17 protein-coding genes are annotated in these 17,739 nt (G+C 61.3%); 11 read left to right on the top strand and 6 right to left on the bottom strand.

The genetic code is table 11. The annotated features are described in order from the left end of the window. Positions 1-427: 427 nt before the first annotated feature. The gene (locus CRO59_RS18260; RefSeq protein ID WP_097088896.1) at positions 428-1,393 is read left to right on the top strand and encodes a GlxA family transcriptional regulator; all 966 of its coding nucleotides are present in this window, start codon (positions 428-430) and stop codon (positions 1,391-1,393) included. A 113-nt stretch (positions 1,394-1,506) separates the two neighbouring features. Here CRO59_RS18260 and CRO59_RS18255 read toward each other — a convergent pair whose 3' ends face one another. After that, complete coding sequence (locus CRO59_RS18255; protein ID WP_097088898.1) at positions 1,507-3,918, bottom strand: penicillin acylase family protein; 2,412 nt, start codon at positions 3,916-3,918, stop codon at positions 1,507-1,509. 102 nt (positions 3,919-4,020) lie between these two features. Further along, positions 4,021-4,599, bottom strand: a complete 579-nt coding sequence (locus CRO59_RS18250) for a DUF6436 domain-containing protein (RefSeq protein WP_097088900.1) — start codon at positions 4,597-4,599, stop codon at positions 4,021-4,023. A gap of 98 nt (positions 4,600-4,697) precedes the next feature. On the opposite strand from CRO59_RS18250, the gene CRO59_RS18245 reads away from it, so the two are divergent. Then, positions 4,698-5,645, top strand: a complete 948-nt coding sequence (locus tag CRO59_RS18245; protein WP_097088902.1) for an alpha/beta hydrolase — start codon at positions 4,698-4,700, stop codon at positions 5,643-5,645. Positions 5,646-5,748: 103 nt separating this feature from the next. Here the strand turns inward: CRO59_RS18245 and CRO59_RS18240 are convergent, their stop codons facing one another. Then, complete coding sequence (locus CRO59_RS18240; RefSeq protein WP_097088904.1) at positions 5,749-6,501, bottom strand: DUF2059 domain-containing protein; 753 nt, start codon at positions 6,499-6,501, stop codon at positions 5,749-5,751. Positions 6,502-6,609: 108 nt separating this feature from the next. On the opposite strand from CRO59_RS18240, the gene CRO59_RS18235 reads away from it, so the two are divergent. Continuing rightward, on the top strand, positions 6,610-7,242 hold the full coding sequence (locus tag CRO59_RS18235; protein ID WP_027610525.1) for a 2OG-Fe(II) oxygenase: 633 nt from the start codon (positions 6,610-6,612) through the stop codon (positions 7,240-7,242). A gap of 1 nt (position 7,243) precedes the next feature. Then, a complete protein-coding gene (locus tag CRO59_RS18230) occupies positions 7,244-7,729 on the top strand; it encodes a DUF523 domain-containing protein (protein WP_097088905.1) in 486 nt (161 codons plus the stop codon). Between the two features lie 55 nt (positions 7,730-7,784). On the opposite strand, the gene CRO59_RS18225 is transcribed toward CRO59_RS18230, so the two are convergent. Further along, positions 7,785-8,354: a transporter substrate-binding domain-containing protein gene (locus CRO59_RS18225; RefSeq protein WP_097088908.1), complete on the bottom strand. Its 570-nt coding sequence runs from the start codon at positions 8,352-8,354 to the stop codon at positions 7,785-7,787. Positions 8,355-8,489: 135 nt separating this feature from the next. Between CRO59_RS18225 and CRO59_RS18220 the strand changes: the two genes are divergently transcribed. Then, on the top strand, positions 8,490-8,915 hold the full coding sequence (locus CRO59_RS18220) for a DUF4399 domain-containing protein (RefSeq protein WP_027610528.1): 426 nt from the start codon (positions 8,490-8,492) through the stop codon (positions 8,913-8,915). A gap of 62 nt (positions 8,916-8,977) precedes the next feature. Here CRO59_RS18220 and serA read toward each other — a convergent pair whose 3' ends face one another. Next, positions 8,978-10,207 carry a phosphoglycerate dehydrogenase gene (gene serA / locus CRO59_RS18215; RefSeq protein ID WP_003229219.1) on the bottom strand — a complete coding sequence of 410 codons (1,230 nt, stop codon included), beginning with the start codon at positions 10,205-10,207 and terminating at the stop codon, positions 8,978-8,980. A gap of 204 nt (positions 10,208-10,411) precedes the next feature. On the opposite strand from serA, the gene CRO59_RS18210 reads away from it, so the two are divergent. The 4 genes from CRO59_RS18210 (at position 10,412) to CRO59_RS18195 (ending at position 14,784) form a co-directional block, all read left to right on the top strand. Next, entirely contained in the window at positions 10,412-11,806 is a 1,395-nt protein-coding gene (locus CRO59_RS18210) for an FAD-binding oxidoreductase (RefSeq protein ID WP_097088910.1), read from the top strand. Positions 11,807-11,845: 39 nt separating this feature from the next. Beyond that, a complete protein-coding gene (locus CRO59_RS18205; protein ID WP_027610530.1) occupies positions 11,846-12,511 on the top strand; it encodes a fumarylacetoacetate hydrolase family protein in 666 nt (221 codons plus the stop codon). A 301-nt stretch (positions 12,512-12,812) separates the two neighbouring features. Continuing rightward, positions 12,813-13,736, top strand: coding sequence for an SdiA-regulated domain-containing protein (locus CRO59_RS18200; protein WP_097088912.1), 924 nt, complete (start codon positions 12,813-12,815; stop codon positions 13,734-13,736). A gap of 130 nt (positions 13,737-13,866) precedes the next feature. Next, positions 13,867-14,784 (top strand): SdiA-regulated domain-containing protein, encoded by a 918-nt coding sequence (locus CRO59_RS18195; protein ID WP_097088913.1) that lies wholly within the window; start codon positions 13,867-13,869, stop codon positions 14,782-14,784. A 152-nt stretch (positions 14,785-14,936) separates the two neighbouring features. On the opposite strand, the gene rpiA is transcribed toward CRO59_RS18195, so the two are convergent. After that, positions 14,937-15,611: a ribose-5-phosphate isomerase RpiA gene (gene rpiA, locus CRO59_RS18190; protein ID WP_007913886.1), complete on the bottom strand. Its 675-nt coding sequence runs from the start codon at positions 15,609-15,611 to the stop codon at positions 14,937-14,939. Between the two features lie 146 nt (positions 15,612-15,757). On the opposite strand from rpiA, the gene ilvA reads away from it, so the two are divergent. Then, positions 15,758-17,272 carry a threonine ammonia-lyase, biosynthetic gene (gene ilvA / locus CRO59_RS18185; RefSeq protein ID WP_027610533.1) on the top strand — a complete coding sequence of 505 codons (1,515 nt, stop codon included), beginning with the start codon at positions 15,758-15,760 and terminating at the stop codon, positions 17,270-17,272. 39 nt (positions 17,273-17,311) lie between these two features. Then, positions 17,312-17,737 carry a DUF2269 domain-containing protein gene (locus CRO59_RS18180; protein ID WP_097088915.1) on the top strand — a complete coding sequence of 142 codons (426 nt, stop codon included), beginning with the start codon at positions 17,312-17,314 and terminating at the stop codon, positions 17,735-17,737. Positions 17,738-17,739 lie beyond the last annotated feature (2 nt).

Here is a 17,739-nt window from a genome sequence, read left to right as displayed (position 1 = left end):
AACGGTATTGGGAACTTCAAAGCCGTCTTTCTGTGGTTGAACCCAGACGACCAGATTGGATTTGGAGATATCGATGCCGACCCAGGAAATCATGGCAAAACCCTCTTACACTCAGAAGTGAGAGTGCTCTGGCTTTGCCCACGCTTGTGATTCGAGTGGCGCTCGTCCAACTGTTCGGGCTTATGGGCCAGAGTAGAAAGGTGGATGGCAGCTTTGCTCCCACTCGTGCTTCAAGCACCGCGGACTCACAGCTTGCCATCCACCCCTCTCACCTCAGAGTTTATTCCCTTACTCAGACACAAGCGGACTTGCTCGCGAAAGGGCCCTCATATTCAACTTACCTGTTGAATGACACACCGCTTTCGCGAGCAAGCCCGCTCCCACAGGGATTTGTGTTTGCCACAGGCATTGAGGACATTGGAGGCTCATGAACAAAACCATCGCGATCGTGGTGTTCCCCGGCGTGCAGGCGCTGGATGTCAGCGGGCCGATGGATGTGTTCGCCGAGGCCAACCGGTTTCTGCCGCCCGAGGATCACTACCAGCTGGAGGTGATCGGCCTCGAACGTGGGCCGATGGCTTGCTCCAATGGCCTGAACCTCAGCGCTCACCGACACTTCAGCGAAGCGCACGATGCTTATGACCTGCTGCTGGTGGCCGGCGGGCCGCAGTTACCGTTCATGGATTTCGGCAAGCCATTCGACACCTGGCTGCGCGAGGCCTGCACCCGTGCCCGGCGCTTTGGCTCGATCTGCAACGGCGCGTTCATGCTGGCGCGGGCGGGACTGCTGGAAGGGCGCACCGTGACCACCCACTGGAACGATGCCGAAGCCTTGGCACAGTTGTGTCCATCGACTCAAGTCGAGGCCGATCGCCTGTACGTCGAGGACGGTGCGCTCTACACCTCGGCCGGGGTCACCGCCGGGATCGATCTGTCGCTGTACCTGCTGGCCCGTGATTGCGGCGCTGAAGTGGCGCTGAGCGTGGCCAAGCGGCTGGTGGTGTTCACTCAGCGCTCGGGCGGGCAATCGCAGTTCAGCCCGTTCCTCACGCCGCATGCGGAGCCGACGTCGGCGGTGGCGATGGTGCAGTTGTACGTGCTGGCCAACCTCACCGGCGATCTGACGATTGCCGATCTGGCGAACGCGGCGAACATGAGTGCGCGCAATTTCTCCCGGGTGTTCGCCCGTGAGACTCGGGTCACCCCGGCAGAGTTCGTCGAAAGTGCGCGAGTGGATGCGGCGCGGGTGCTGCTGGAAAGCACCACGGCACCGCTGAAGACCGTGGCCTATCAGTGCGGGTTTCGCGATGCGCAGCACATGCGCAGTGTGTTCAATCGGCGGTTGGGGGTGACGCCGCGGCAGTTTCGGCTGAATTTTGCGTTGATGCTCTGAGAGATGTGTTGAGTTGGCGGGCCCGATCGCGAGCAGGCTCACTCCTACAATTGGAATGCGTTACCTGTAGGAGTGAGCCTGCTCGCGATAGGGCCCATCCGGCTAACCGAGAACTATTGGGCAGCCCGCGCCGGCAACAGCTTCAAGGTACTGCGCGTATTGGCCGTCACCTCTTCCTCGCTGAAGTGCGCCTGCACATACATCCCCTCGACGTATTCCTCGGCCTGATCGTCATAGTGGCTGTCGAACGGCACACCGCTCTGGCCGACCGGGTTGATGGTCAGGCTGTGCGCCGGGTCGGCGAAGTCGACCAGCCGCCGCGTCGAAGGCCCGTAAGTCACCGGCCACGGCGCCGGGCCGAGCTTGGCCGAGAGGTTGTTCGGCACTTCGTGGCTACCCGGCGCGGCGAACGGCCCGACGTTGAAGATGTGATCCAGCGGCTTCTGCTGACCCAACGGATGACCGTGGGTCAGGGTGTGCGCCGTGCCCCATTGCCAGTCGGACGTATTGTCGCCGAGGGTCTGTTTCAGGTGCGTCATGCTCGCCTGCCACGCCGCTTTGACGATGTCGGCGCGAGTCTCCTTGTCCGGTGTGTTGCGGTTGTCCCACCACGGTGAATCGGCGTTCGCCGCCAGTCGCGGCAGGGCGGCATCGATCACCCGGGTCGACAGCAGGGTCTCGAAGAAATCGTTGCCCAGCTCATCACGCATCGCCGCATCGGCGAGGTCGTAGAGGAACTGGTTGAACACTGTGGCGTTGACCGAATCCAGCGGATAGTCGCCTTGCCACTGCGCCAGTTGCTCGACCAGTTTCAGCTGCGCCGGATCGCTCACCACTTCCCGCAGCACCGGCAGCAATGGCGCCAGGGTACGCGGGCCATAACCGGTGGTGGTGCCCAGTTGCAGCTTCTGGTTGGCCTCGTTGCTCCACTTCAGGTTCTTGTCGCTGAGCTGGCGGTTGAGCTGCTGGCCGCGATCGGCGAGGTTGTAGTAACCGGGGATTTCCATTCCGGTCGGCGACAGCGGCTGGAAGTTGGCCGAGACGATGTAGCCGCGCGCCGGGTTTTCTTCCTGCGGGTTGGCGCTGAACGGGTAGTAGCCGTCCTTGTCCGCCTGATTGCTGCTGCCGTCGAGGATGAACTCGGGCTTCACCCCGGCCGGGCGTTTCGGCAACAGCGCCGAGGCCCACCAGGCGATGTCACCCTTGGCGTTGGCGTAGACGATGTTCAGCCCCGGCGCCTGCACCTTGGTCGCAGCGGCGCGGGCCTTGGCCAGGGTGTCGGCGCGGTTGAGCTGGTAGAAACCTTCGAGGATCGGGTTCGGTGTTTCGAGGAACGCCCACCACATGGCGATCGGTGTTTTCCCGGCGGCGGTGCCGAGGGCGTCGTTGACGATCGGGCCGTGGGGCGACTGACGCAAGGTCAGCATCACCGGCGCCTGGCCCTTCACGGCGATCTGCTGCTCGGTGCTGACCAGATCAGTCCACTGGCCGTGGTACCAGACCTGATTCGGGTTGTCCGGGTTGACCTTCTCGGCGATCAGATCCAGATCGTCGTTCTGGAACATGGTCAGGCTCCAGCCGAAATCCAGGTTGTGCCCCAGGAATGCGAACGGCACCAGCGCCTGATGATGGCCGTAGAGCTCAAATCCCGGTGCCGACAGTTGCGCCTCGTACCACACCGACGGCACCGAGAAGCGAATATGCGGGTCACCGGCCAGCAGCGGTTTGCCGCTCTGGCTACGGCTGCCGGCAATCACCCAGGCGTTGCTGCCTTCGAATTGCGGCAGGCCGTTTTCAATCAGCGCCTGCTCGCTGAGGCGGGCTAGGGCATTGAGGTCTTTCCAGTCGCCGGCGGCGAGGGCCGGGGTCTTGTTGGCGTGATCTTTGGCGAGTACGCCTTTGGGCTGCCAGTCGAGGTCGAAGACGTTGAGGTAATCGGCGCCGAGTTGATCGCGCACGTAGGTCAGCAGTGGCTCGGTGCGAAACGCCGCGGCAAAGCTGTAGGCCATGTAACCGGCGACGCTGATGCTGTCTTCGGCGGTGAACGGCCGCTTGGGGATGCCCAGCACGTCGAACTCGATCGGCGCGGCGTGGCTGTCCTGATATTGGTTGATGCCGTCCAGATAGGCTTGCAGGGCCTTCCACGCGGGTGACTGCTTATCGATACTGGCGACATAACGGGCGGCGCGTTCGCGGATACGCAGGCTGCGGAACAGTTTGTCGGTGTCGAGCAACTTCGGCCCGAGCACTTCGGCCAACTCGCCGCGGGCGAGGCGGCGCATGGCTTCCATCTGGAACAGTCGGTCTTGAGCGTGCACGTAGCCGAGGGCGCGATACAGATCGGTTTCGTTTTCGGCGCGGATGTGCGGCACCCCGCGTTCGTCGTAACGCACGGTCACCGAACCCTGCAGATTGCGCAGCTCCACCTGGCCCTGACGCGTCGGTTGCTTGCTATAGACGTACCCGCCGACTCCGGCGAGCAGGACAACGATGAGCAAGGCAAGAACGGTGAAGACGCGTTTCATGGTGACTCCTTGTGCATGCGGGATTGCCGCCCGTCGGGCTGCAAACAATTAGCACAGACCTTCCGTGCCGTGCATCGCTGTCCTCGAAAAGTCCGGAATGCCTTACTGCGCCAGCACCGGCCACGGGCAATAACAACCGACCGCCAGGGTGTGCGTGGCGTTGACCGGGCGATCTTCGGTCAGGGCATTGAGGATCGGTTCGATAAAACTGTTGCTGGAGTTGCAGGTCAGCCCTTCGCTGTAGGGGCCGAAGTACGCCAGTTTGCCGCTGCGATCCCAGATCGCCACCGCGGGGCTGGCCGGGATCTGCTCGGAACCGGGCAATACCGCGATGGTTTTCAGATTGCTCAGGGTGGCGGGTAACTGGCCGTGGGAGCCGGCGCGCTGCACGGCGAAGAATTCCACACCGCGCGCGCCGTACTGCTCGACCATCTCGGTCAGGTGCTGTTGATTGCCGACGTTGCACGGGCAGGCCGGGTCCCAGAAGTGCACGAGACGGATTTTGCCGGGGCCGGCCAGTTCATCCGGCAGGCGCAACGGATCACCGGAAAACACCGCGGTGTGCTGACTGAACGCGCGCAGATAGCGCCCCTGAAACCAGTCGTACGCCGCCCACAGCACCCCGGCACACACAAGCGCGAGCAGGCTGGCAAACAGTGCGGTGCGGTAGGGCGAGCGCATGGTTTTTCGATCCTCGAAGGGGGCTAGCTTGCCATGCTTGCCGCAACAGATGAATATCGCAGGCCGATAAAGTCTGTTTACCGCTTTGGAATACCCGCATGCCTGACACTTTCGATGCCGATCATTTACGCGCCAGCCTCAAGCCTTTGGCCCAGTGGCAGCCGTTGTCGGACGAGGCGAAAGCGTATCAGCGGTTTTATAAAACCGACTTCCCGGAGCGTGATGTCTGGCGCGGCATGGGCCGCTTCGAGGTGGACGGTTACGAGCTGGTCAGCCATTGCTGGTGGCCAGAGAAGGTCAAGGGCACGCTGTTTCTGCTGCACGGTTTTTACGATCACACCGGGCTGTATCGGCATGTGATCGAGTGGGCGCTGGATCAGGATTTTGCCGTCATCGCCTGCGACTTGCCGGGTCATGGTTTGTCGAGTGGGCCGCGGGCGAGCATTCGCGACTTCTCCGAATACCAGGACGCCTTGCAGGCGTTGTTCGCTGAAGCCAGTTCGATTGCCCTGCCGCAGCCCTGGCACCTGTGCGGGCAAAGCACTGGCGGCGCGATCGTCGTCGACCACGTGCTCAATCATGGCGAGAACAGTCCGGCGCAGGGTCAGTTGATTCTGCTGGCGCCGCTGGTGCGTCCGCGCGCCTGGGGCTGGTCGCAGCTCAGTTATTACCTGCTGAGGCCTTTCGTGCGGGGCATCGCCCGGCGCTTCAGCGAGAACTCCAACGACCCGGATTTCCTGCCGTTCCTGCAGGCTGATCCGTTACAGCCCAAACGCTTGCCGACCGCGTGGGTCGGTGCGCTGTCGCGCTGGATCATCCGTGTGGAACACGCGAAAAAAAGTCCGCGACGGCCGCTGATCATTCAGGGGCAGGCGGATATGACCGTGGACTGGCAGCACAACTTGCAGGTGCTGAAGTGGAAGTTCGACCGGCCGCAGATTCTGCTGCTGCCGGAGGCGCGGCATCATCTGGCGAACGAGACGCTGGAAATGCGCGAGGAGTATTTCGAGTTTCTGAACAAGAGAATCAGGGGGCGGAATCTTTAGCGTCTGTTAAGGCCTCTTCGCGAGCAGGCTCGCTCCCACAGGAGACCGCGATCACCTGTGGGAGCGAGCCTGCTCGCGAAGGCGGCCCTTCAGGCAATAGAAATTACTGGCCAAGGTTCGAGGAGCTTTGCCCCACCGCCAACCCCGCCCGAATCGCCGCCAGCGCCGCCTGGTAATACGCCTTGCCCTCGCTGGACTCGGCGAAGGTCGCGAACTGCTCCAGTTCGTCATCCGACAGATCGCGATAAACGTAAAGCAGCGTGTTGTTCAAATCGGCACCGATCTGCTCCATCAGTCGCTGGCGCTGGCCGTTCAACATGCCTTGCGCCTGACCGCCGCCGAGCAGGCCGGGGATCATCGAGCTCAAACTGTCCGCCGCCACCCCGGCAATCGCCAGGCTGACCTCGGCACCGGCCTCGCGCGCCGGCAGCGCTTGCGCCAGATGGCCGATGATCAGCAGGCGGCTGTCGCTGGCCTGCATCTTCGGCAGGCCCTTGGCGTTCTTCGCCAGTTGATCGCGACGGGTGGCGAGCAATTCAGCGGCGACAATTTTTTTGCCCAGCGGCGATTGAAAGAACGTCAGCGCCGGTTGTGGATCGGCCAAGTGCTGGCGCAGTTGCGCTTCGGCACGCTGATCCATGGCCTGGGGGGCGAAGCGCTGGTTGCTGTTGTTGACCAGGGCTTGAAACACCGCCGGCGGCAGGTTGTTCTGGTAGCGCTGCTGCGCGGCACTCAGGGCATCATTGAAATGCGCACGTTGATCTGGCCAGCCGGCGATCTTGTACAGCTGATCGTGGCCGTCCGCCCAGGCGGGCAAAACGCAGAACATCAACAGTGAAAAAAGCAAACGGCGCATAGGGACTCCTGTCAGCAGCGGACTATTCTCCGTGCGGTGCCGGGACTTGTCGAGAATTCGTAGCAAGCCGCTGCGTGGCTCTGTCGGATTTCCTGCCGCCGGCATACTATGCGCGCCATGCAAATATCCTCTGAACACCCGCTGCTGTTACGCATCGTCGACGACCTGGCCGAACACGGCTGGTCGCAGCAGAACATTTTCCTGCCCGCAGGTTTGACCCGCGAGCTGGCGGCCGAGTGCCGCAAACGTGAGGCCGAGGGTGAACTGGCGCCGGCAGCGGTAGGCCGTGGGCCGTTTTCAGAGATTCGCGAGGGTATTCGTGGCGACCACATCCAGTGGATCGACCCGGGCCAGGCCGAGGCCAGCGACCGTTATCTGAACCTGATGGACAGCCTGCGCGAGGCGCTCAATCGCGGGCTGTTCCTCGGGCTCGAGGATTTCGAGTGCCACTTCGCCCTGTATCCGCCGGGCGCGTTTTACCGCAAGCACGTCGACCGTTTTCGCGACGATGACCGGCGCATGGTTTCGGCGGTGGTCTATCTCAATGACGCGTGGCTGCCGGAAGACGGCGGTCAGTTGCGCATGTATCTGGACGAAGACCGGGTCCACGACGTGCAACCCACCGGCGGCTGTCTGGTGGTGTTCCTCTCCGGTGAGGTGCCGCATGAAGTGCTGCCGGCGCACCGCGAACGCCTGTCGCTGACCGGCTGGTTCCGCCGCCGTGGCAACGAGCCGTTCTGATATGCAGAAAATTCTGGTCAGCCGCTGCCTGTTGGGCCACCGCGTGCGTTACGACGGCGGAGCCAGCGGGCCGTTCGATCTGCTCGAACAGTGGATCGCCGAGGGCCGTGTAGTGCCGCTGTGTCCGGAAGTGGCTGGCGGTTTGCCAACCCCGCGTGCAGCGGCGGAAATCCCCGGCGGGCAGGGTGCCGAAGTGCTCGATGGCAAGGCGGCGGTGATCACCACCGAGGGCGAGGACGTCAGCGCGCAGTTTCTCGATGGTGCGCGGCAGGCGCTGGCGCTGGTGCAAAAGCACGGCATCCGCGTGGCAGTGCTCAAGGCCAACAGTCCTTCTTGCGGGAATTTGCTGACCTATGACGGGACGTTCAGTGGCGTCAAAGTCTCTGGCGAAGGCGTGACGGCAGCATTGCTCAAGCGCCATGGTGTGCAGGTCTTCAGCGAGCTCGAACTGCCTGAAGCCGCAGTGGCCCTGACCCAGCTCGACTGAAAGCCCCCCACAAAGCCCATGTGGGAGCAAGCCCCCTCCCACAGGGTTTATGTGTTCATTTGGGTTCGGTGAACCACTTTTGCGACAATGCCGCCAAGCGTCCATCTGCCTTGATCCGCTCCATCGCGCTCGCAAGACTGGCCTGAAACGCCGGATTACCCTTCTGAAACGGAATCGCCAACTCCACCGGCACCGCGGCCTTCGGCTTCTCCTCGGTCAACGCCTGTACCAGCACCATCGGTCGCGGCTGCTCATCCTTCTTCGCCAGCAGCTGCGAATCGACCTTGCCGTAAGGCTCGCTGACGTCGAAACGATCCTTGAGTTCAGGTGTCAGTGCTATGTGGTTGAGCGCAACGTCGTACTTGCCGCTTTCAACGCCCTGGAGCAGGTCGGCTTCGTCGGTGACGATGAAGTCGGCGCGCACATCCAGCTCGTTGGCCAGCAGTTGCCCAAGCTCGACCTCGAACCCCGTGAGTGTGTCGCCATCCTTGAAATTGAAGGGCGGTGTATTAGCCTCAAGGGCAATGCGCAACTCGCCACGGTCGTTGACGTCATCAATCAGTTCGGCGTGAGCCAGAGGGCTCAGAAGGGGTAGCAGGCAGATCAGGCCAGGCAGAAAGCGCATGGTCACTCCTTTGAAATCATTATTGCGATGCTCTGAGTCAGGCTCGCTTTGCTATGGTTGTCGAGTGCCTTCGACAACGAATGGTCATGAAGTTGTCATGACCGCGCGGATTTTACGGAAAAACTGGAGAAGAGAATGAAAACGTTTATGTCACGAGCAGCCTTGGCTGGCCTGTTGATGGGTGTTTCAGTGCTGGCCAGTGCAGCGACCCCGGCACCCAAGGGCGCCGAAGTGTTCATCGTTTCTCCCGAAGACGGGGCCACGGTTTCTCAGGAGTTCAAGGTCAAGTTCGGGGTCAAGGACGTTGCGCTGGCACCCGCCGGTGACGTCACCAAGAACACCGGGCACCATCACCTGCTGATTGATGCCAAGGAAATCGTTCCGGCCGGTTCCGTCGTGCCGACCGACGCCAACCATATGCACTTCGGCAAGGCGCAAACCGAGGCCACAATCAAACTGGCCCCGGGCAAGCACACCTTGCAACTGGAGCTGGGCGACAGCGGCCACATGGCGTTCGATCCGCCGATCGTGTCGAAAAAGATCACCGTCAACGTCGAATGACGTTTTCGCACGCATGAAAAAGGGAGCCCGAAGGCTCCCTTTTTTTGTCGCTCAGCGTCGGATCAGAACAACACGCGGCTACGGATGGTGCCGTTGACGTGTTGCAGTTTCTCTTGCGCCAGCTCCGAGTACTCGGCGTCGACGTCGATCACCACGTAACCGACTTTCTCGTTGGTCTGCAGGAACTGACCGGAGATGTTGATACCGTTTTCGGCGAAGACCTTGTTGATCTCGCTCATCACACCCGGGATGTTCTCGTGGATGTGCAGCAGGCGGTGCTTGCCAGGGTGAGCCGGCAGGGCCACTTCCGGGAAGTTCACCGACGAAACGGATGTGCCGTTGTCGCTGTACTTGACCAGTTTTTCCGCCACTTCCAGACCGATGTTGGCCTGCGCTTCGGCAGTCGAGCCACCGATGTGCGGGGTCAGGATCACGTTGTCCAGGCCACGCAGCGGGCTTTCGAACTCTTCGTCGTTGGAGCGAGGCTCCACCGGGAACACGTCGATGGCCGCGCCGATCAGGTGCTTGTCCTTGATCGCGTCCGCCAGGGCGTCCAGCTCGACCACGGTGCCGCGCGCGGCGTTGATCAGGATGCCGCCCTTCTTGATGGCGCGGATTTCCTTCTCGCCGATCATCCACTGGGTCGCAGCGGTTTCCGGAACGTGCAGGGTGACGATGTCGGACATGCCCAGCAGCTCGTGCAGGTTGCCGACCTGAGTGGCGTTGCCCAGCGGCAGCTTGGTCACGGTGTCGTAGAAGAACACCTGCATCCCTAAACCTTCCGCCAGAACCGACAGCTGAGTACCGATCGAGCCGTAGCCGACGATGCCGAGTTTCTTGCCACGGATCTCGAAGGAGTTGGCTGCGGATTTGATCCAGCCGCCACGGTGGCAGGACGCGTTTTTCTCCGGAATGCCGCGCAGCAGCAGGATCGCTTCGGCCAGCACCAGTTCCGCGACGGAGCGGGTGTTGGAGTACGGCGCGTTGAACACGGCGATACCGCGCTCGCGGGCAGCACTCAGGTCAACCTGGTTGGTGCCGATGCAGAAACAGCCGACCGCGACCAGCTTCTTCGCGTGATCGAAGATCTCTTCGGTCAGTTGGGTGCGCGAACGAATGCCGATGAAGTGAGCGTCAGCGATCTTTTCCTTGAGCTCGGCTTCCGGCAAGGAGCCTGTCAGGTATTCGATGCTGGTGTAGCCCGCCGCCTTGAGGACGTCGACAGCCGATTGGTGGACGCCTTCGAGAAGAAGGAACTTGATCTTGCTCTTATCGAGAGAAGTCTTGCTCATCTGCGTAAACCTGTATCCCGGAGAAAAATGGCAGGAAATGGTCAACAGACATTGACCTGGACGACAAGAAAGCCGTCACCGCAGAACTGGCCTTGGGCACTGGCCTGCGGGGTCGGTATGCTAGCATAGCCACCCTGCTAAACACTCATTCCTGCGACGTGAAGCGTCTTCAGGATGACCATGAATTGTTCGAGAGTTCTGTCGATGACCAATCCTGCCCTGATTGATGAACTGAAGACCCTGGTCGAGCCTGGCAAGGTCCTGACCGACGCCGACTCCCTGAACGCGTACGGCAAGGATTGGACCAAGCACTTCGCGCCCGCGCCAAGCGCCATCGTGTTTCCCAAGACCATCGAACAGGTGCAGGCCATTGTCCGTTGGGCCAACACCCATAAGGTGGCGCTGGTGCCATCCGGCGGGCGCACCGGGCTGTCCGCCGCCGCCGTCGCCGCGAATGGCGAAGTGGTGGTGTCGTTCGACTACATGAACCAGATTCTCGACGTGAACCTCACTGACCGCACCGCCGTGTGTCAGCCGGGCGTGGTCACCGAGCACCTGCAGAACGTCGCCGAAGAGAACGGCTTGTATTACCCGGTGGACTTCGCCTCCGCTGGTTCGAGCCAGATTGGCGGCAATATCGGCACCAATGCTGGCGGGATCAAGGTGATTCGCTACGGCATGACCCGTAACTGGGTCGCCGGCCTGAAAGTGGTTACCGGCAAGGGCGATGTGCTGGAGCTGAACAAAGACCTGATCAAGAACGCCACCGGCTACGATTTGCGCCAGTTGTTCATCGGCGCCGAAGGCACCCTCGGCTTTGTGGTCGAAGCGACCATGCGTCTGGATCGCGCGCCGAAAAACCTCACTGCGATGGTCCTCGGCACCGCCGACTTCGACTCGATCATGCCGGTGCTGCACGCCTTCCAGGGCAAGCTTGATCTGACCGCGTTCGAATTCTTCTCCGACAAGGCATTGGCCAAAGTGCTGGGGCGTGGCGACGTACCTGCGCCGTTCGAAACCGGCTGCCCGTTCTACGCGCTGCTGGAATTCGAAGCGACCAGCGAAGCAGTGGCCAACACGGCGCTGGAAACCTTCGAGCATTGCATTGAGCAGGGCTGGGTACTGGACGGCGTAATGAGTCAGAGCGAAACCCAGCTGCAGAACCTGTGGAAGCTGCGCGAGTACATCTCCGAGACCATCTCGCACTGGACGCCGTACAAGAACGACATCTCGGTCACCGTGTCGAAAGTCCCGGCATTCCTGCAGGAAATCGACGCGATCGTCGGCGAATACTACCCGGACTTCGAAATCGTCTGGTTCGGCCATATCGGCGACGGCAACCTGCACCTGAACATTCTCAAGCCGGATAATCTGAGCAAGGACGAGTTCTTCGCCAAGTGCGCGACCGTCAACAAGTGGGTGTTCGAAACCGTCGAGAAGTACAACGGTTCGATCTCCGCCGAGCACGGCGTGGGCATGACCAAGCGCGACTACTTGACCTACAGCCGTTCTCCGGTCGAAATCGAGTACATGAAAGCGGTCAAAGCGGTGTTCGACCCGAACGGCATCATGAACCCGGGCAAGATCTTCGCGGTTTGATTGGCAATCCCCTGAATCAATGAAGGCAGGAGTCGGTAAATGAGCTATCAGCACCAGTACGTCGACGGCACGCGCATTCACTTCCCGATCGGGAAAGTGGTGTGCATTGGCCGTAATTACGCCGAACACGCCAAGGAACTGGACAACCCGGTGCCTACCGAGCCGTTGCTGTTCATCAAGCCGGGCAGTTGCGTGGTGCCGCTGGAAGGCGGGTTCAGCATTCCGACCGAGCGCGGTTCGGTGCACTACGAAGCGGAAATCGCCGTGTTGATCGGCAAGCCGCTGTCGACCAAGCCGAGCCGTGAAGAAGTGCTGGATGCGATCTCCGGTTTCGCCCCGGCGCTGGACCTGACCCTGCGTGACAAGCAGGCCGAGCTCAAGTCCAAGGGCCTGCCGTGGGAAATCGCCAAGTCGTTCGACGGAGCGGCGGTGATTGCCCCGTTCGTGGTCGGCAGCACTTTCCCTGACCTGACCGACATCGGCATTCGTCTGACCATCAACGGTGAAGTACGCCAGGACGGTAACAGCAGCGCGATGCTCAACCCGATCGTGCCGATGATCCAGCACATGGCCGGCTGCTTCTCGCTGCAGGCCGGCGACGTGATCCTCACCGGCACGCCAGTGGGCGTCGGCCCGCTGAATGTCGGCGACGACATCGTGCTGGAACTGGTTGGCGCGAGCAGCTTCAGCAGCAGCGTTCGCTAACCGCGAAACCGTAACACCCTGTGGCAGCGAGCCTGTTGTGGTGAGGGGATTTATCCCCGATGGCCTGCGCAGCAGTCCCAGTTTTTGGGGCCGCTTCGCAGCCCATCGGGGATAAATCCCCTCACCACAGTGCTCGCTCCCACATCGCTTTGTGGTGTCCTGAAGAAGGTTGGCGGCACACGCCAATCCCGCCATTTGCCGTTTTTTTCACATCCTGTCCGGATAATTCCTCGCATTCTGGCGTCTGAGCCGGCCTCTTTGTGCTATTACCCTTAGCCTGAATTTTCGGAACGCGTCCCTGATGTCAGCTCACACTCAGCTCAATCCTCCTCGTCGCTCACGTTTCGCCCTGCGCTGGTATGTCTGGCTGTTGCTCGTACTTGCCGTCGCGTATGGCCTGGCGTTTGCCATGCATTGGGACGACCGTGGCCTGCTGTGGCTGCGCGAGCGCTTCGAGAGCCAGACCGAGCAAAAGGCGAGTATCTGGCTGCCGGACTATCGGGCGGTGATCGATGGCAAACTGCTGCCGGGCATGGAAAAGGACGAGGCCTCGGACCTGTCCTACAACCCGCAGACCAAAACCCTGTTTTCGGTGATGGGCAAGAATCCGTTTCTGGTCGAACTGACCCTGCAGGGTGATGTGCTGCGCAAGATGCCGCTGGTGGGCTGGAGCAATCCGGAGGGCGTGACCGTGATGGAAAACGGCCTGATGGCGATCGTCGATGAGCGCGAACACCTGCTGAGCATCGTCAAGGTCGATGCCAACACCCGCGAGCTGAATATCGCCGACTTCCCGAAATACGATCTCGGTCCGTCGAAAAACCAGAACAAGGCATTCGAAGCAATCACCTGGGATCCGCACAATCAACAGCTACTGCTGGGCGAAGAGCGTCCGCCGGCGCTGTTTACCTGGAAGAGCGACGGCAGCCAGATCCTCAAGGGCGACAAGCAGAAGCTGGCCAGCGATGAACTGGATATCCGCAACCTGTCGGCGCTGGCGATCGACCCGCGTACCGGCCACACCCTGGTGCTGTCTGCCGATTCGCATCTGTTGTTGGAGCTGGACGAGAAGGGTGAGCAGGTCAGCTTCATGACCCTGCTTGGCGGCTTCAATGGTTTGAAGGACACCATCCCCCGCGCCGAAGGCGTGACCATGGACGACGCCGGTACGCTGTACATGGTCAGCGAGCCGAACCTGTTCTATCGCTTCGAAAAGCAGAAATAACCACCTTTCACTAATCCTCATGTAGGAGCTGCCGCAGGGTTGTCTTGTGGCCTGAGGCAAGTGGCCATTAAGCTTCAGTTCAGACAGGCGTGATATTTCATCCGCCTGTTTTGATCCCGAGCCTGCCTGAATGCGTCGACTTGCCCGCCCCAAGCCCCTGTTTATCATCCTGTCGGTTGTTGTCCTGATCGTGTTGATCGCGATCGGCCAATACCTGCGCCTGTTCGAGCGCGCCTGGTTCAATCTGCATACCTTGTGGCAGCCGTTGAGCAGCGAGGCCATTGGTCTGGATCAATACCGGGTCGAGGTCGAGGCCAGGATCATCGACGGCCTGAACGACGATGTCTCGGCGCTGACCTACGATCCGGTGCGCAAAAGCCTGTTCACCGTGACCAACAAGAATGCCGAGCTGGTCGAGTTGTCCCTCGACGGCAAAATCCTGCGGCGCATCGCGCTGATCGGCTTCGGCGATCCTGAAGCGGTGGAGTTCATCAGCGCCGACACCTATGTGATCACCGACGAGCGCCAGCAACGCCTGATCAAGGTTCATCTTGAGCGGGACACCACGTTCCTTGATGCGGCGGACGCTGAACAGATGACTCTGGGCGTGCACATGAGCGGCAACAAGGGCTTCGAAGGCCTGGCGTACGACTCAGTGGGCAAGCGTCTGTTCGTCGCCAAGGAGCGCGATCCGATGCTGATTTATGAAGTGCACGGATTTCCGCACTTCAATCCGGAAAAGTCCTACGCGGTGCACGTGATCAACAACCCCAAGCGCGATGCCGGGATGTTCGTGCGCGATCTGTCGAGCCTGCAATACGACGAGCGCAGCGGCCATTTGCTGGCGCTGTCCGACGAGTCGGGGCTGATTCTGGAACTGGACGTGGACGGGCGGCCGTTGAGCACATTGTCACTGAACAAGGGGCGGCAGGGTTTGCAGAAGAGCGTGCCGCAGGCCGAAGGCATTGCGATGGATGACGACGGGACGTTGTATCTGGTGAGTGAGCCGAACTTGTTCTACGTCTTCAAAAAGCCTGCGCAAAACTGACTGACACCCAAAAAACCAAATGTGTGGGAGCGGGCTTGCTCGCGAATGCGGTGTATCAGACAAATTAATGTATCTGACACACCGCATTCGCGAGCAAGCCCGCTCCCACAGGGGGTAATGCATTTGCCTGCAAGAGTGTGGGCAGTCTCGGCTTACTCAGCCTTCAGCGTCTTCACACCTTCGCTGGTACCCAGCAACAGCAGATCCGCCGGACGCGCCGCGAACAGGCCATTGGTGACCACGCCGACGATCGCATTGATCTGCGCTTCCAGCTCCACCGGGTTGGTGATCTGCAGGTTGAACACGTCGAGGATGATGTTGCCGTTGTCGGTCAGCACGCCTTCGCGGTACACCGGGTCGCCGCCCAGTTTCACCAGTTGGCGGGCGACGTGGCTGCGGGCCATCGGGATCACTTCGACCGGCAGCGGGAATTCGCCCAGCACCGGCACCAGTTTGCTGGCGTCGGCGATGCAGATGAAGGTCTTGGCCACGGCCGCGACGATCTTCTCGCGGGTCAGGGCCGCGCCGCCGCCCTTGATCAGGTTCAGGTGCGCGTCGCTCTCGTCGGCGCCGTCGACGTAGAACTCCAGGTCGCTGACGGTGTTCAGCTCATACACCGGAATCCCGTGGCCCTTGAGGCGCGCCGCAGTGGCTTCGGAGCTGGCAACCGCGCCATCGAATGCGCCCTTGTGCTGGGCCAGTGCATCGATGAAGCAGTTGGCGGTGGAGCCGGTGCCGACCCCGACGATGCTCTTGTCGTCGAGTTTCGGAAGGATGAAGTCGACGGCGGCCTGAGCCACTGCCTGTTTGAGTTGATCCTGGGTCATGCGGGCTCCGGAAGCGGGCAAGGTGAGTGCGGAAAGGCCGGCATTATAGCCGCAAGCCGGGCTAAAACCTCCTGATTCGTGTGGTCGCACGGGCAAAAGCCGGGTTAGACTCGTCGGTCCCGCCCAATCGCCAGTGATGCTTTCCGATGCTCGAACAGTACGTCAAAAAGATCCTCACCTCGCGCGTTTATGACGTTGCCGTAGAAACCCCGCTGCAGAACGCTCGCCAGCTCTCCGAGCGGCTGGGCAATGACATTTGGCTCAAGCGCGAAGACTTGCAGCCGGTGTTCTCGTTCAAGATTCGCGGCGCGTACAACAAGTTGACCCAGCTGACTGACGAAGAGCGCGCCCGTGGCGTGGTCACCGCGTCGGCGGGCAACCATGCGCAGGGTCTGGCGCTGGCGGCGAAAGTGCTAGGCGTGAAAGCGACCATCGTGATGCCCAAGACTACTCCGGAGATCAAGGTCGAAGGCGTGCGTTCGCGCGGCGGCAAAGTCGTGCTGCACGGTGATTCGTTCCCGGAAGCCTTGGCGTACTCGCTGAAACTGGTCGATGAAAAGGGCTACGTCTACATCCACCCGTACGACGATCCCCACACCATTGCCGGGCAGGGCACCGTGGCGATGGAAATTCTGCGTCAGCACCCGCAACCTCTGGACGCGATCTTCGTGCCGGTCGGCGGCGGCGGGCTGATTGCCGGTATTGCGGCGTACGTGAAATACCTGCGTCCGGACATCAAGGTCATCGGCGTCGAGCCGGACGACTCCAACTGCCTGCAAGCGGCCATGGCCGCCGGCGAGCGCGTGGTGCTGCCGACCGTAGGCATCTTCGCCGACGGCGTGGCCGTGGCGCAGATCGGCCAGCACACCTTCGACATCTGCAAGGATTACGTCGACGAAGTGATCACCGTCAGCACCGACGAGATCTGCGCGGCCATCAAGGATATTTACGACGATACCCGCTCGATCACCGAACCTGCCGGCGCCTTGGGCGTGGCCGGGATCAAGAAGTACGTCGAGTTGCGCGGCGTCAGTGGCCAGACCTTCGTCGCCATCGACTCCGGGGCCAACGTCAACTTCGATCGCCTGCGCCACGTCGCCGAGCGCGCCGAGCTGGGCGAGGGTCGCGAAGCGATCATCGCCGTGACCATCCCGGAGCAGGCCGGCAGCTTCAAGGCGTTTTGCGAAGCGATCGGCAAGCGCCAGATCACCGAATTCAACTACCGCTACAACACCGGCAGCGAAGCGCACATCTTCGTCGGCGTGCAGACTCACCCGGAAAACGACCCGCGCAGCGCACTGCTGGCGAGCCTGACCGAGCAGGGCTTCCCGGTACTCGACCTGACCGATAACGAATTGGCCAAGTTGCACATCCGCCACATGGTCGGCGGCCACGCGGCGCACGTGATCGACGAAGTGGTGTTTCGCTTCGAATTCCCGGAACGTCCGGGCGCGCTGTTCAACTTTCTCAACAAGCTCGGCGGGCGCTGGAACATCTCGATGTTCCACTATCGCAATCATGGCGCGGCGGATGGTCGTGTCGTCGCAGGCCTGCAAGTACCGCATGACGAGCGTCATCTGGTGCCGGCGGCACTTGAAGAAATCGGCTACCCGTACTGGGATGAAAGCGAGAACCCGGCCTATCAGCTGTTTCTTGGCTGAGCGGCTACGCTGATGGGCAGGCCCTGAGGAAATCGAACAATGGAAACGTTAACTGCCCTGAAAGCCGCGCACATGGTCGCCACTGTAGTATTGCTGGCTGGTGCGCTCGGGTTGGGAGTCTGGGTTTTTCTGGCGCGCCGCAAAGGTGATGCAACGGCTGGCAGCCGCACCTTGCAACGGCCACGGGTGTTCATCTGGCTGTTGATGGGCCTGGCGTTGTTGAGCATGCCGTTCACCGGCTGGGGCATGGTGCATCTGGTCGGCTGGCCGCTGGGGCAGACCTGGCTGCTGGCCTCCAGCGTGCTGTACACCGTGGCGGCGCTGGCGTGGTTCTGGTTGCTGGTGCGGTTGAATCGCTTGCGCAAGGCGCCGGGCGGCGTTGGCAGGTTCACTTTTGCCTTGGCGTTGTTCAGTGTTGTCTGCTTTATCGCCATTGCCGGGTTGATGGGCGCCAAGCCTGTTTAAGG

Source organism: Pseudomonas sp. LAMO17WK12:I5 (assembly GCF_900215165.1).
In the GTDB taxonomy this organism is placed as follows: domain Bacteria; phylum Pseudomonadota; class Gammaproteobacteria; order Pseudomonadales; family Pseudomonadaceae; genus Aquipseudomonas; species Aquipseudomonas putida_A.
Note: the sequence above shows the minus strand (reverse complement) of the source record. Positions and strands in the feature narration are given on the sequence as shown.